The following is a 13,745-nucleotide window of genomic DNA, read 5'->3' on the forward strand; positions in this document are numbered from 1 at the left end:
TTCATTTGCCTCCGAAAACAGGTGTGCGTTTGGCCAGGAAGGCCTGGTAACCGATCTGGAAATCCTCGGTGGCGAAGCAGTCGAATGCCTCGTCGTATTCTTGCGCCGTCAGCGGTGCGGAATCAGTGCAGCGCTGCACGAACTGCTTGTGCCACCGGGCGACCAGAGGCGCGCCGTCAGCAATGCGACGGGCGCTTTCCATGGCCTGCTCTTCCACCTGTGCATCCGCCACGACGCGGGTGACGATGCGCTTGTGCAATGCCTCGGCAGCGCCGAAAACACGGCCTTCGAGCAGCATCTCCAGGGTCACGTCAGGGCCGGCAATGCGCATCAGCCCGGCCATCTCGTCATGGGCCATGGCCAGACCGAGCTTGTTGACCGGTACGCCGAAACGGCTCGACTCGCCGCAAATCCGGATGTCGCACAGCGACGCAATGCCCAGGCCGCCGCCGACGCAGATGCCGTGGATCATCGCCACCAACGGATGGCGGCAGTGAGCGATCGCGCGCAGTGCGCTGTGCATCACCGGCCCGTAGTGCCGGGCCAGTGCCTGATTGCCGCGATGGGTTTCGAACTCGGAAATATCGTTGCCCGGCCCGAATGCTTTGGTGCCGGCGCCACGAATGACGATGCAGCGCACGGAATCGTCGGCGTCCAGCTGGCGAAGGGTGTCGTCCAGCAATTTCCACATCGATAAGGTGGTGGCGTTGAGTTTTTCAGGACGGTTCAGCACGACCGTGGCGAGGTTGCCGTCACGCAGGAGGAGGATTTCGGAAGCGGGCCGCTCGTGCTGGCTGCGAGCGTCGGAGTCGGGCGAAACATGCGTATTCATACAAGCACCTTATTATTTTTGGGATACCATTTCGTGCGTTTGGTATCCCAAATATAGACTTTGCTTTCCGTGACGCAAGTGCTTTTTGCGAGAAATCAGCGGGAGTGGACGAAACGCATCTGCCTTGCAGTTCACGTGAATCGGGGCTCGGGCTCTTCAAGCGGCGAGTTTCGTAGATAAATTTTCGATTCACCGGGATAATCGTCGCGGCCTATGTCGACAGCAAAGCGGGCGAATCCGGGATACCGATGGAGAGGGTTTGATGTCCGAACACAACAATCTGGCGAACATCAACGAGGCGGCTTATGCCGCGTTGCGGGAGCGCATCATCAGCGGAGACCTGATGCCCGGCGCCCCGCTGTCCGAACGTGCCTTATGCGAGCAGCTTGCGGTGTCACGCACCCCGCTGCGGGAGGCAATCAAGATGCTGGCCCGGGAAGGGCTGGTGGAGATTTCCGCGACCCGTCGGGCGAAAGTCGCCAGCGTCAGTCTGGAAGAAGCGGCCAACATGCTGACGTTGCTGGCGGCGCTGGAGGGTCTGTCGGGGGAACAGGCCTGTCAGAAGATTTCGGCGGCCGACATCGCCGAACTGGAGGCCTTGCAGGCTGCGATGCGCCTGTCCCATGAACAGAACGACCTGAGCAGTTACTTCAGCCTCAACCAGCAGATTCACCTGAAAATCCTCGACGTCGCAGACAATCGAGTGCTGTCGGAGATGTTCAATAACCTCAACGCCCGGCTGCGCCATGTACGCCGTCGCCTGAACCCGACTCCGGGCCGCTGGCAGCAGGCGATCAACGAACATGAGCAGATGCTCACGTACCTTAAAAAAGGCGACAGCAAAAAACTGCGCGCCCTGATGGAAGATCATCTGCGCAACAAAATCGATGTGTTTCTGGCGACGATGCTGGAACATGGCATAGTCAGCGCGCGGCGCTCGGCTTGATGGTGAGGCGCGGCATGACGCTGGGAGTCTGATGACCGTCTGTCGGCAAGAATGCACCTCTGCACAGCGACGACGGACCAATGTGTATCCATGACAACAAAGGGATTCACATCATGATCAAGACTAAACTGACTGCCCTGACGCTTGCCGGCCTGATGGCTGTTGCAACTGGATCTGCGTTCGCCGGCTCTACCGGTCCGACCAATCCGGACAGCACCACTGGCCCGCGCCCAAGCAGCGCCGGCCCGAACACGGATGGCACGCCTAAGACCCCGAACAGCTCGACACCAGGCACCAAAGGCATGGGCAGCAGCGACGGCAACGGCGCTACGGGTGAAGGCGGCGGCATGAGCAACGGCAACGGCATGGGCGGCAGCGGTGGCGGCGCAGGTGGTGCGGGCGGCTCGGGTGGTTCGGGCAGCAAGTAACAGCCCGTGAATAAAGCGCGCAGACTGGCTGTCTTTTTCCCCTGACACCCTGTTCGAGCGCTTGGCACTGTGTATCGAACGAAGTGCCTCTCAAGTGCGGCTTGTTCTCTGTAGTCACTCTGAATGACCACAGTAGACAAGCCGCATTTTCGTGAGCATCACGCCATCCAGACGCATTCTTACAAACGCCATCTCCCGCCCCGTTGCCCTTCTTCGCTTGCTTGAATTGGTCTGCTGCTGATTCCCCGGATTGGCCATTGGCCGCTTGCCCCTTTGCGCCCTACCCTCAACGCGCTGGAAATCATGTGCCAGCCAGGCGGAAAAATCCGCGAGTGACGCTACTATTGAGAGCTGCGTATCGCCCTGTCCCTTTCTAACGCCCCCGAACCTGTTGCGACGGAGACATCCTGCATGACCGAGGAAGCCAAGAACACTGTGCGTATTTATGCGGCTCATGGCCGATCGGAAGAACTGGGCGCCTACCTGGCGTCGATTGTCGAAGGCCTGCCATCAATCCCCGGCTGCGTGTCCAGCGTGCTCAACCGTGACGCCCTCGATCATGATCTGTGGACCATCGACGTCTGCTGGCAGTCCTGTCAGGCGATGAACGCGCATTTCGCTCAACCCAGCAACGAGGGCCTGAATGGATTACTGAGCAACCGCTTCGTCCGGCATGTTGCCTTCGACAGCGACTCGGAGCGATGCAACTTGCCCGGTGCGCGCTGACATGAGCTACCCCGTGACAATCTGAATTTCCACTTTAACGATTGGCGATAATTGGCTGTTTACTAAACCAATCGTCAGAAAAACACCGATTGAAGGACCGATTGCGCCCATGAACTGGCGAAGCGTCTGACAGGGATTATCCTTTGCGTCTTACGGGCAAGTTGGTGCTATTGCCACTCGTGTAATAGCGAACTGCCTCAAAGACCCAAGAGGTAATGCCATTATGAGAGTGATGACTCTGAGCCTGATCGCCCTGGCGGTCTCGGCTGGATATGTCCAATCAGTAGAAGCAGACCCCTTCGTCAGTGATCAGGCCGACGCCAAAGGGTTCGTCGAAGACGCCGGTTTCGACGTCCTGTTGCGCAATTACTACTTCAACCGGAACGGCAAGAGCGGTGCCGATGACCAGCGCGACTGGTCTCAGGCAGCGATGGCCAACTTCAGCTCAGGCTTTACGCCGGGAACGGTCGGATTCGGCGTCGATGCCTACGGCTGGTATGGCTTGAAGCTGGACGGCGGCGCCGGACACTCCGGCACCGGTAACATTCCAGTGGACAGCAGCGACAGCCCCGAGGACGAATTCTCCACGGCGGGCGGCGCGCTCAAGGCGCGCATTTCCAGGACTGAGCTCAAATGGGGAACGATGCAGCCGACTGCGCCGGTCTTCGCCGCGGGCGGCACCCGGCTGTTCCCGCAGACGGCCACCGGCTTCAGCCTGCAGAGCAGTGAGTTCGAGGGACTGGACCTGGAAGGCGGTCACTTCACCGCCGGCAACGGCCCGCAACACACCCGCTCCAGCGGCGAACTCTATGCCGCGTATGCCGACGTGACCACCAGCAGCGTCGACTTCGTCGGCGGCAAATATTCGGTCAACGACAGCCTTTCCTTCCAGCTGTATGGCTCGGAATTCAAAGACGTCTGGCGTCAGTACTACGGCAACGCCAACTACGTGCTGGCACTGCCCGCCGAGCGCTCGCTGACCTTCGATTTCAATATTTACCGCACTACGGACGAGGGCCAGGCCAAGGCCGGCAGCATCGACAACACCACGTGGTCCCTCGCCGCCGCCTACGATTTCATGCCCGGTCACACGTTCACCCTCGCCTACCAGAACGTCCACGGCGACGAGCCGTTCGACTATGTCTCGTTCGGTGACAATGGGCCTGGCACCACAGGCGACTCGATTTTCCTCGCCAACTCGATTCAGTATTCGGACTTCAATGGCCCGGGCGAAAAATCCTGGCAGGCACGTTACGACCTCTCCATGAGCACCTACGGCGTACCGGGTTTGAGCTTCATGGCCCGTTATGTCAACGGCTGGGACATCGATGGCACCAAGATGGCCGCCGACAGCCCCTATCGTGATTACGGCTACGGGGACAACGGCAAGCATCACGAAACCAACCTGGAAGCCAAGTATGTGGTTCAGAACGGGCCCGCGAAGGATCTGTCGTTTCGCGTCCGTCAGGCGTGGCATCGGGCGAATGCCGATCAGGCCGAAGGTGATCAGGATGAGTTTCGGCTGATCGTCGACTACCCGATCTCCATCCTCTGACCTTGAGCGCAAGCTGATTGGCCTAACGATCTTTCCGCAGATTGGGAGTGTGACCCGTGCCTGGCCAGGCCTAACGTGTCGGCTGTCACTCTCTTTCACAGGACCGATCATGAACGCTCTGAAACTGCTCGCTGCCGCCCTCTCCTGCGCGGCCCTTTGGCTGCCGCTCGGCGCGCTGGCCCATGACGCCGGACAGGAAAAAGTCACCGTGCTGGAAAGCCACCCGATGCTCAATGCGCCAGGCAAGAAGGCGATGGTGCTGACGGTCGATTATCAGCCCGGACAGGTCTCGATTCCGCACAGCCACAGCGGCAGCGCGATCGCCTACGTACTCGAAGGCGCGGTCATTTCCCGGGTCAACGAGGGCAAGGCGACCACCTACAAGGCTGGCGAAACGTGGTACGAGCCGGCCGGTTCGAAACACTATGAATCGCGAAACGCGAGCACCCGCAAACCGGCGAAATTGCTGGTTTTCATCCTGCTGGACGACAACGCCGAGATCCTCACGCCGCTGCCGAAATGATGGACCGCCCGCTGCGCGGAGGCTCTGGGGTGCGGCGCCGTCGGTCAGCAGGTGAACGTGGCGACCTCAATTTTTCCGCTCGACTGTCGATAAGCCATCAGTAGAGCCCGCATTCGGGCCGGACTTGATAAGCAAAAGGCACAGGCATGTACAACATTTTTCTGCTGGTAGAACACGGCCGCGATCAGGGCGAAGTTTCAGTGCTTGGCTGGTTCGATGACGAACGTGCGGCGAAGGACACCGCAGAAGCCATGGAATGGAAGGCCTACCGCGAAGAGGCCAAGCGTCATCACCAATGGTCGGCGCAGCCGCTGCTGCCGCCGGACCAGACCCCGCATCGCCGGTTCTGGGTCAAAGGCATCTCCAAGTTTACCCACACCCCGGCACCGCGCTCGTGGGCGGTGCATTAAGGTCGCGAGTGATTCCCGCAGGGGCTGATCGAGCCCGCGCCTTAACCGTGCAGCGCCTGCGCAGCGGACAGTAATCCGCGAAACTTCGCGTAACGCTCGCGCAGCGCAGGCTGGGTCGCGGCGATTGGTTGATAGCGCGATTTCACCGGCATGCCTTGCTGCAGCAACTCTCCCTGGCCGATCGCCAGAAAGCCCAGTCTGGCCGCGCCGATGCAGGCGCTCAGCTCGCTGCCCTCCAGCGTATACACCTCGCGGTCGAGGATATTGGCCAGCAGCTGCGCCCAATAGTCACTGCGCGCACCGCCACCGACCAGCGCGCAGGCGTTGACCGTCGCACCCGCTGACCTGCACGCATTCATCGCGTCCAGCAGGCCAAAACCCACCCCTTCGAGCACCGCATAACCGAGCATGGCGGGTGTGCTGTCGTGCCCCAGATTCATGAAGCCGCCACGCAGCAACGGGTCGTTGTGCGGCGTCCGCTCGCCAGCCAGATACGGCAGGAAAACCGGACTGGAGATCGGTACCGGGCGGTCCACTGGCAGGCCGAGCCGGACAAGTTCGAGCAACGTCTGCTCATCCGGCTGGCCCAGCAGACGCGTCACCCAGCGCAGGCAACTGGCGCCCGCGAGCATGGCGCCCATGGTGTACCAGCGTTGCGGGAGCGCGTGGCAGAAGCTGTGCACCGCTTGCGCCGGATTGCCAGCGGGACGATCGGTAATGGCGACGATGGCCGCGCTGGTGCCAAGGGTGACGAACGTATCGCCCGCCTGAACTGCGCCGATCGCCACTGCCGAAACGGGATTGTCGCCGCCACCGGCCGCAACGGGGAGACCGACCGGCAGCCCGAGCTGCGCAGCGGCCTCGCGGGTCAGGGTGCCGCAGCGCTGATCCGCTTCCAGCAGCGTCGGCATGTGTTCACGGGTCAGGCCGGTGGCGTGCAGCATGGGTTCGTACCACTCGCGGCGCGCCACATCCAGCCACAAGGTCCCCGCGGCATCGGACATGTCACTGACACGCTGGCCGGTCAGCAACAGGCGCAGGTAATCCTTGGGTGAGAGCACGCAGTCGATCCGCGCGAACAGCTCCGGTTCCTGCTGGCGCATCCACAGCAACTTCGGCGCGGTCAGCCCTGCCATCGCCAGGCTGCCGGTCACTTCAGCGTAGTGTGGGTAATCGCGGTTGAGTTGGGCGGCCTGCGCCACGGCGCGGGAGTCGTCCCACAGAATGGCCGGGTACAACACCTGCCCTGCGCCATCGAGCATCACTGCGCCATGCATCTGCCCGGACACGCCCACGCAGGCAATCCGCCGCCAGGCTTGCGGCTGACTGTCGCGCAGACGTGCCAGCGCGGCCAGGCACGCGTGCCACCAGTGCGCCGGATCTTGCTCCGACCAGCCCGGCTGGCGGCGAGAAACACTCACCCGCTCGCCCGACTGCGCCAGAATCGCGCCGCTGGCGTCGAGCAAGATGGCCTTGAGTTCGGAGGTACCCAGATCGATGCCCAGAGAAACAGCCTGGTTCATGGGTGTTCAATTCCTTGTGGCGGGCGCTCAAGGGCATCCGCACGAATTTCGGATACGCAGCGTCGGCGACAGCCGCTCGCACAGGCGCATGCCATCAGGGTGGTCGATGCGCTGGAGCAATAGTTGCACCGCACGCGCGCCCAGTTCATGCACCGGCTGGGCGATCACGCTCAGGCGCGGGACAAAAAAGTCGGCCCAGTCGAAGTCGTCGAAACCCACCAGCGCCATCTGCTCGGGCACCCCGACTCCGGCGTCACGCAACGCGTGCATGGCGCCGATGGTCATCAGGTTGTTCGCCGCCATGATCGCGCTGGGCGGCTCATCCAGGCTCAGCAACTGACGCGCCGCGAGACGCGCCGATTCACTGTTGGATTCGCCGTTTACCAGCAGCGCGTCATCGAAGCGCAAACCGCCATCGGCAAGCGCCTGCCGGTAGCCCTCGATGCGTTCCTCAGTGGTGCTCAGGCCTCGATGGCCGGCGATCATGCCGATACGCCGATGGCCATGACCGATCAGATGGCTGACCAGCGCATGAGTGGACTGGCGGTTCTCCACGCCGACCTGGTCGAAGCCCTGGGTCGCCAGGCGGTCGACGAGCACGGTGGGAATGGCGTTGGCCTGCAGATACGCCAGCGCCGCGCGCTGCGGATCGCTCGAAGGCGCCAGCAGGATCCCGTCGACACGCCGGTGATGCAGCGCCGTGACCACGCGCAGTTCCTGCTCGGGATCGTCATGGGTGTCGACGAACAGCATCATGATGCCGTACCGCGCGCACTCGGTTTCGATGGCATGCACCGTCTCGCTGAAGTAATGGTTCGACAGCGCCGAGATCGCCACGCCGATGGTGTTGGTGCGCGAGCGGGCGAGCGAACGGGCCAGGGTGTTGGGGATGTAACCCAGCGCTTGCACGGCCTGCTGCACCGCTTCGACGGTCAGCGGACTGACCTTGCGCGTGCCGTTGAGCACGTGGGAAACCGTCGAAGTCGAGACCCGCGCAAGGCGCGCCACATCCTCCATCCTGACCACAGCGTTCACCCCCTCAGCGCGGCCATTCAGTGCTTGCTCGACCAGCCCGTGTAGCTGCCGACATTGTCGCGGGTGATCAGCTTGGGCGTCAGCTGCGTCACGGCTTGAGCGGGTTTCTTGTCGTTGAGCAGATCGTTGCCGATCACCACCGCCTGCTGGGCCATCGCCCACGGGTCCTGACTGGCCGAGGCTTGAATCGAGGACTCGGACTTGAGCGCATGTTCGATGTCCGGCGCGCCGTCCACCGACGTGATGATGATGCCTGCACGTTTCAACTGCCGGGCCGCCAGGTCGCTGCCGATGGCTTGCGGATCATTGATCGCAAACAGGCCGTCGATTTTCGGGAAGCGCGTCAGGTAGCCCTGCATCGCGTTAAGGCCGCCGTCCCGCGAGCCTTTGGCGTCCTGATCGTCGGAGAGAATCTTGATGTCCGGCGCGGCGGCGAACGCTGATTTGCAACCCGTGACGCGATCAGTGACGGCCGTCACTTGCGGGCCGTTTTCGATGATCACGTTGCCCTTGCCCGAGAGCTTGTCGACGATGAACTGGCAGGCCAGCTTGCCTGCTTCGACGTTGTCGGTCTGCACCATTGCGTCCACCCCGGTGGCGCTGACATCGACAGCGACGACCTTGATGTTCGCGGCCTGGGCTTTCTTGATGGCCGGGGCGATGGCCTTGGGGTCCACCGCGTTGATCAGGATCAGATCGACGCCTGCGGCGATGAAGTTATCGATCTGCGAGAACTGTTTGCCCAGGTCGTAATCGGCGGACACCGAGGTGACCTTGACACTGGGGTTGATCTCCAGCGCCTTGGCCTTGGCGCCGTCGGCCAGGGTCACGAAGTACGGATTGCCGAGCGAGCCCAGGCTGATGCCGACGGATTTCAGCTCGCGGGCCTCGACGCCCTGGGACAGCAAGGCTGCGAAGGAAAGGGAAACGACAGCAGGAAACAGGCGTTTGAAGTTCATGATTGCTCTCTTGTGATTATTGTCGCGGCGGTTGCTTGAAATTCAGGGTCGGCAGCGTGCATCAGGTCCGCGCACCGGATTGACGATAACGGTCCAGTGCCACGGCGCCGATGATCACAATGCCCTTGATGATGTACTGCCAGATGTCCGACACGCCCAACAGCACCAGCCCGTTGGTGAGCACCGCGATGATCAGCGCACCGATCAGCGTGCCACCGATGGTGCCGACGCCGCCGGTAAAACTGGTGCCGCCCAGAATGACTGCGGCGATGGCGTCCAGCTCGTAGGACTGCCCCAACTGCAGGCCGTTGGCGGCGAACAGCCGTGAGGCGCTCATCACCGCACCCAGTCCGGCCAGCGCTCCGGACAGCGCGTAGACGAACAGCAGGACTTTCCACACCTTGATGCCGGACAGCCGCGCCGCCTCGGGGTTGCCGCCCACCGAATAAATCTGCACGCCCATCACGGTGCGGCGCAGGATGAACCATGACATCGCGATCACGGCCACGGCGATGATCACCAGCCACGGCACGCCCAGCACCGAATCGTTACCGATGAAAGCAAAGGGCAGATCGGGGTTGAACACGGTTTTGTCGTCCGCCAGTAACCGGGCCAGGCCGCGCATCGCCGTCAGCGCACCCAGCGTGACGATGAAGGGCGGCAGGCGCATGAACGCAATCAGGCCGCCATTGACCAGCCCCAGCAACAGGCCGAAACCGATCCCGGCGAAGATGCCGAGCATGCCGTACTGCGGCGACATCGAGGCCTGCAACGCGACCACCGCCGACGCGGCGAGAATGGCCCCAACCGAGAGGTCGATGCCGGCGGTGAGAATCACGAAGGTCATGCCCGCCGCCAGCACCACATTGACCGAGGCCTGCTGGGTGATGATGGACAGGTTCTGCCACGTCATGAAGCTGTCGGTCATCAGCGCGAAGCCCACCAGCAGCAACACCAGCACCGGCAACATGCCGAGGGTGCGCATCCACTCTTTGGCCCGTTCGCGCCGGCTGATAGCGTCTACCCGCGGCGAGTTTTCCAGGGTCAGACTCATGGCCTGGCCTCCTTATTGTTGTTATTTAGAGTTTTTGAAGTCTGTTGCACGTCCCTGTGGGAGTGCGGTGTCTGTGAGGCCGGGTGCCTGCTCGCCTCCAGTGGCAAGATCGATGATCCGTTCCTGAGAAATCGCGTGCCCCGAGGCGCCGCCGACTTCGGCCACCAACTGCCCTTCACGCATGATCAGCACGCGATCGCAGGTGCCGATGATTTCCGGCAGCTCGCTGGAAATCAGCACGACGCCGACGCCGGCTTTCGCCAGGTCATTGATAATCCGGTAGATCTCGGACTTGGAGCCGATGTCCACGCCACGGGTCGGCTCGTCCAGAATCAGCACGTGGGGTTTGACTTCCAGCAAGCGCGCCAGCAGCACTTTTTGCTGATTGCCACCGGACAGCGCGCCAACGTTGACCTTGCCGGACGCCACGCGAATCGACAGCGCGCGGATGGCTTCCAGCGCACGCCGCGCGCCGCGCCCCCGGTCCAGCACGCCACCGGCATGAGCGTCCGGCACGCAGGCGCAGACGTTGATGTTGTCGCGCACGCTCATGTCGAGAAACAGCCCTTGTGCCTTGCGATCCTCCGTCAGATACACCACACCGGCACGTATGGCGTCAGTGGGATTGCGCAGCGGTTCGACGACTTTGCCGGCCACTTCGAGCGTGCCCGAGGTGCGCGGGTCGGCGGCGAAAATCAGTCGCGCCAGCTCGGTCCGGCCCGCGCCGACCAGCCCGGCGATGCCCAGCACTTCACCGGCGTGCAGGTCGAAACTGCACGGTTTGACGCGTTGGCCGTCGGCCATGTCGCGCACGCGCATCACCACTGCGCCGGGGTCATAGGCGGCGTGTTCTTTCTTGTAGAAACCGGAAAGGTCGCGCCCCACCATCATTTTCACCAGGGCCTCGGCCGACAGCCCGTCGCGCTGCAGCATGCCGACGTATTCGCCATCGCGAAGCACCGAAACGCGGTCGGACAGTTCGTAGATTTCGGCCATTCGGTGGCTGATGTAGATGATCGCAAGGCCCTGGTCGCGCAGTTGCTTGATGAGGGCGAACAGGCGGTCGGTTTCCCGTGAGGACAACGGCGTCGTGGGCTCGTCCATCACCAGAATTCGGGCATTGGCGTGCAGTGCCCGGGCGATCTCCACCAACTGCCGTTCGGCGATCGAGAGCACGCTGACGCGGGTCGAGGGTTTGAAATCCGCACCCAGTCTCGCCAGTACCTCCACGCATCCCGCTTCCATCGCCTTGCGATCGATGCTCCAGCCGCTGCGCAGCTCACGGCCCAAGTAGATATTTTCAGCGACGCTCAGGTTCGGGCACAGGCTCAACTCCTGATAAATGACCGCAATGCCCCGCGCTTTGGCGGTCAGCGGGTCGAATGCGGCAAGCGCATGTCCACCGATGCGGATCTCGCCGCCGGCGTCGGCCTGATACGCGCCCGAGAGGATTTTCATCAGCGTCGACTTGCCCGCCCCGTTCTCACCCATCAGCGCGTGGACTTCTCCGGCGTAGACTTTCAGCGCGACGTCTTTGAGCACGCGCAGGCCGTTGAAGGTCTTGGAAATGGCGTTCATTTCCAGCACGGGCACGGGGTGTTCAGCGAGGATTGCGCTCATGGTCGAGCGCCTGGGAGGCGTGTGACGGATGCGGCAGTTGCAGAAAAAACACGCGGCAGCAGAGCAGACGAGCTGTTCATGGGTATCTCCGAGGTTTCTTGTTTTTATGCCTGGCCACCTCGTTCGGGTGACGCTCGGGAATTACGTTGAAACACTCTAGAACAGCTGAAACGATTCACGCAAGCGCTTGCTTTTTTCTGCCGACGAAATCACCTGTGGCCCTGCCATGACCGGCGCGGCTGTGAAGTCGTCCGTAATCAACGCTCGTCGGCAGGCGATGACTCGGAAACGCCACCGCCCACCGTTCCATCCGCACGCGGGATAAAGTGACCGTCAGGCCTTGGCGATTTCCGGCGCCAGCATCCACTCGGCACTGTCGTTCCACACGTCCATGCGGGTGATCTTGCCGTCGCGCACTTCAAAGCGGTCGAGGTAACGATTGTCCGAGAAGCTGCGGCCGTCCGGCCACTCGCCGTACAACGTGCCGTTGGAGTAGACGACAGTGTGATCGCCCCGGTCCATCCAGTCGAAATTGCCCAGCGCTTTCTTGACCCACGCGTAGCGTGCGCCGTTGAACGCCGTGATGGCGAGCGGGTCCGGCATCGCGCGGCCACCGGTAAACGTGATCTTCACATCGGGGCTCATGAACGTGGCGGCTCGAACCGGATCCGGCGTCATGGAAGCCTCGAGAAAATTGCTAACAATCTGCACCGCTTCATTCGTTTCAGACATCACTGATTCCCCTTTCACTTGATATGACGATGAACCTGACCGTGCCTTCACGTGGTGCACCGTGCCTTAATCTGGAGCGTGTTTGCTGGCTTTATCCCCGGTAAACGCAGGCATTCGGGCCAGGCTTGGACTGGCATCCTACTTGCTAGCAATAATTTTACAAGTGCTAGCAATCAGGAGCATCACCCATGTCATTCCGGCTTCCAAACATGCAGCGTCTGTTGTTCCCAGTGGCGGCGGCTTTCACGCTGACCCTTGCAATCGGTGGCGGCGCCCAGGCGGCCGAACCACCGATCAAGGTCGGTCTGGTGGCCGCCTTGTCGGGGCAGTCCGCCAAGTCCGGCGAAGCACTGACTCGCGGCCTGACCATGGCCATCAATGAAGTCAACGCCCACGGCGGCGTGCTGGGCCGCCCGCTTGAGCTGGTGCGCCGTGATGACGAAAGCAACCCGTCCAAGGGCATGCTGGCCGCTCGAGAGTTGATTCAACGGGAGAAAGTCACGGTGCTGTTCGGCGGCCTGGACACCCCGGTGTCACTGGCAATCGTGCCGCTGGCCAACCAGCTGAAAGTCCCGTTCATGGGCATCTGGGCGGCAGGCACCAAAATCACTGAAAACGGCGCGGCGGATAACTATGTGTTTCGCGTATCCGCAGTCGATGAGCTTGTGGACGAAGCGCTGGTCAAGTACGGCGTCGATCAGGGCATGAAAAAGCCCGGCATGATCCTCATCAATAATCCGTGGGGTGAGTCGAACGAGGCCGGTTTCAAACGCGCGCTGGAAAAACGCGGTCTGCAGAACGCCGGCGTCGAACGCATTCAGGACAGCGATCTGGACGTGGTGCCGCAATTGACCCGGCTGAAAAACGCAGGCGCCGACACGCTGCTGCTGGTAGGCAACGTCGGCCCGTCGGCGCAGGTGGTCAAATCGCTGGACCGCATGGGTTGGGACGTGCCGGTGGTGTCGCACTGGGGCCCGGCCGGTGGGCGCTTCGGTGAACTGGCAGGTCCGGGTGCCTCGCGCGTGCATTTCATCCAGACGTACGTATTCACCGAGCACAACAACGCCAGGGGCGACGCCCTGCTCGCGTCGCTCAAGGCGGCTTATCCGCAGATCAAGAGCCTGGCCGACGTGACGCCCGCAGTAGGGATCGCCAACGCCTACGACGCCTTGCACCTCAGCGCGCTGGCCATCGAGAAAGCCGGCAACACCGAGGGCAAGGCGGTGCGCGACGGTTTCTATGCGATCACCGATTACGACGGCCTGATCAAGCACTACACCCAGCCGTTCACCGCGCAGAAGCATGACGCCCTCGGGCCGGACGACTATGTGTTCACGCACTTCGAGGGCGATCAGATCGTTCCGCTCAAGCCGTGACCCGGGCAGCGGCCTGACCCGCCAGG

At 62.2% G+C, this 13,745-nt stretch carries 14 protein-coding genes; 7 read left to right on the forward strand and 7 right to left on the reverse strand.

From position 1 onward, the window contains the following. Position 1: 1 nt before the first annotated feature. Positions 2-832: an enoyl-CoA hydratase-related protein gene (locus AAGQ88_RS16635; RefSeq protein ID WP_342652983.1), complete on the reverse strand. Its 831-nt coding sequence runs from the start codon at positions 830-832 to the stop codon at positions 2-4. A gap of 262 nt (positions 833-1,094) precedes the next feature. Between AAGQ88_RS16635 and AAGQ88_RS16640 the strand changes: the two genes are divergently transcribed. From AAGQ88_RS16640 to AAGQ88_RS16665, 6 genes are all read left to right on the forward strand, one after another. Next, positions 1,095-1,778 carry a GntR family transcriptional regulator gene (locus AAGQ88_RS16640; protein WP_093459160.1) on the forward strand — a complete coding sequence of 228 codons (684 nt, stop codon included), beginning with the start codon at positions 1,095-1,097 and terminating at the stop codon, positions 1,776-1,778. Between the two features lie 113 nt (positions 1,779-1,891). After that, the gene (locus tag AAGQ88_RS16645; RefSeq protein WP_342652984.1) at positions 1,892-2,206 is read left to right on the forward strand and encodes a hypothetical protein; all 315 of its coding nucleotides are present in this window, start codon (positions 1,892-1,894) and stop codon (positions 2,204-2,206) included. A 411-nt stretch (positions 2,207-2,617) separates the two neighbouring features. Continuing rightward, the gene (locus tag AAGQ88_RS16650) at positions 2,618-2,932 is read left to right on the forward strand and encodes an antibiotic biosynthesis monooxygenase (RefSeq protein WP_342652985.1); all 315 of its coding nucleotides are present in this window, start codon (positions 2,618-2,620) and stop codon (positions 2,930-2,932) included. A 223-nt stretch (positions 2,933-3,155) separates the two neighbouring features. Beyond that, positions 3,156-4,487 carry an OprD family porin gene (locus tag AAGQ88_RS16655; RefSeq protein WP_342652986.1) on the forward strand — a complete coding sequence of 444 codons (1,332 nt, stop codon included), beginning with the start codon at positions 3,156-3,158 and terminating at the stop codon, positions 4,485-4,487. 109 nt (positions 4,488-4,596) lie between these two features. After that, positions 4,597-5,010: a cupin domain-containing protein gene (locus AAGQ88_RS16660; RefSeq protein ID WP_285424957.1), complete on the forward strand. Its 414-nt coding sequence runs from the start codon at positions 4,597-4,599 to the stop codon at positions 5,008-5,010. A 146-nt stretch (positions 5,011-5,156) separates the two neighbouring features. Then, entirely contained in the window at positions 5,157-5,420 is a 264-nt protein-coding gene (locus AAGQ88_RS16665) for a hypothetical protein (protein ID WP_093459165.1), read from the forward strand. Positions 5,421-5,461: 41 nt separating this feature from the next. Here AAGQ88_RS16665 and xylB read toward each other — a convergent pair whose 3' ends face one another. From xylB to AAGQ88_RS16695, 6 genes are all read right to left on the reverse strand, one after another. Beyond that, the gene (xylB, locus tag AAGQ88_RS16670; protein ID WP_342652987.1) at positions 5,462-6,943 is read right to left on the reverse strand and encodes a xylulokinase; all 1,482 of its coding nucleotides are present in this window, start codon (positions 6,941-6,943) and stop codon (positions 5,462-5,464) included. 27 nt (positions 6,944-6,970) lie between these two features. Continuing rightward, complete coding sequence (locus AAGQ88_RS16675) at positions 6,971-7,969, reverse strand: LacI family DNA-binding transcriptional regulator (protein ID WP_342652988.1); 999 nt, start codon at positions 7,967-7,969, stop codon at positions 6,971-6,973. Positions 7,970-7,995: 26 nt separating this feature from the next. After that, the gene (locus AAGQ88_RS16680; RefSeq protein ID WP_342652989.1) at positions 7,996-8,937 is read right to left on the reverse strand and encodes an ABC transporter substrate-binding protein; all 942 of its coding nucleotides are present in this window, start codon (positions 8,935-8,937) and stop codon (positions 7,996-7,998) included. Positions 8,938-8,998: 61 nt separating this feature from the next. After that, on the reverse strand, positions 8,999-9,991 hold the full coding sequence (locus tag AAGQ88_RS16685) for a ribose ABC transporter permease (RefSeq protein WP_285424961.1): 993 nt from the start codon (positions 9,989-9,991) through the stop codon (positions 8,999-9,001). Positions 9,992-10,012: 21 nt separating this feature from the next. Then, positions 10,013-11,611, reverse strand: a complete 1,599-nt coding sequence (locus tag AAGQ88_RS16690; protein WP_342652990.1) for a sugar ABC transporter ATP-binding protein — start codon at positions 11,609-11,611, stop codon at positions 10,013-10,015. Positions 11,612-11,944: 333 nt separating this feature from the next. Continuing rightward, entirely contained in the window at positions 11,945-12,343 is a 399-nt protein-coding gene (locus AAGQ88_RS16695) for a nuclear transport factor 2 family protein (RefSeq protein WP_342652991.1), read from the reverse strand. 188 nt (positions 12,344-12,531) lie between these two features. On the opposite strand from AAGQ88_RS16695, the gene AAGQ88_RS16700 reads away from it, so the two are divergent. Next, entirely contained in the window at positions 12,532-13,719 is a 1,188-nt protein-coding gene (locus tag AAGQ88_RS16700; RefSeq protein WP_342652992.1) for an ABC transporter substrate-binding protein, read from the forward strand. Positions 13,720-13,745 lie beyond the last annotated feature (26 nt).

It is taken from the genome of Pseudomonas sp. F3-2, assembly GCF_038804275.1.
Classification (GTDB): domain Bacteria; phylum Pseudomonadota; class Gammaproteobacteria; order Pseudomonadales; family Pseudomonadaceae; genus Aquipseudomonas.

Coding starts and splice junctions, on each gene's coding strand:
- AAGQ88_RS16635 (WP_342652983.1), bottom strand. CDS start 832: ATGAATACGCATGTTTCGCCCGACTCCGACGCTCGCAGCCAGCACGAG.
- AAGQ88_RS16640 (WP_093459160.1), top strand. CDS start 1,095: ATGTCCGAACACAACAATCTGGCGAACATCAACGAGGCGGCTTATGCC.
- AAGQ88_RS16645 (WP_342652984.1), top strand. CDS start 1,892: ATGATCAAGACTAAACTGACTGCCCTGACGCTTGCCGGCCTGATGGCT.
- AAGQ88_RS16650 (WP_342652985.1), top strand. CDS start 2,618: ATGACCGAGGAAGCCAAGAACACTGTGCGTATTTATGCGGCTCATGGC.
- AAGQ88_RS16655 (WP_342652986.1), top strand. CDS start 3,156: ATGAGAGTGATGACTCTGAGCCTGATCGCCCTGGCGGTCTCGGCTGGA.
- AAGQ88_RS16660 (WP_285424957.1), top strand. CDS start 4,597: ATGAACGCTCTGAAACTGCTCGCTGCCGCCCTCTCCTGCGCGGCCCTT.
- AAGQ88_RS16665 (WP_093459165.1), top strand. CDS start 5,157: ATGTACAACATTTTTCTGCTGGTAGAACACGGCCGCGATCAGGGCGAA.
- xylB (WP_342652987.1), bottom strand. CDS start 6,943: ATGAACCAGGCTGTTTCTCTGGGCATCGATCTGGGTACCTCCGAACTC.
- AAGQ88_RS16680 (WP_342652989.1), bottom strand. CDS start 8,937: ATGAACTTCAAACGCCTGTTTCCTGCTGTCGTTTCCCTTTCCTTCGCA.
- AAGQ88_RS16685 (WP_285424961.1), bottom strand. CDS start 9,991: ATGAGTCTGACCCTGGAAAACTCGCCGCGGGTAGACGCTATCAGCCGG.
- AAGQ88_RS16690 (WP_342652990.1), bottom strand. CDS start 11,611: ATGAGCGCAATCCTCGCTGAACACCCCGTGCCCGTGCTGGAAATGAAC.
- AAGQ88_RS16695 (WP_342652991.1), bottom strand. CDS start 12,343: ATGTCTGAAACGAATGAAGCGGTGCAGATTGTTAGCAATTTTCTCGAG.
- AAGQ88_RS16700 (WP_342652992.1), top strand. CDS start 12,532: ATGTCATTCCGGCTTCCAAACATGCAGCGTCTGTTGTTCCCAGTGGCG.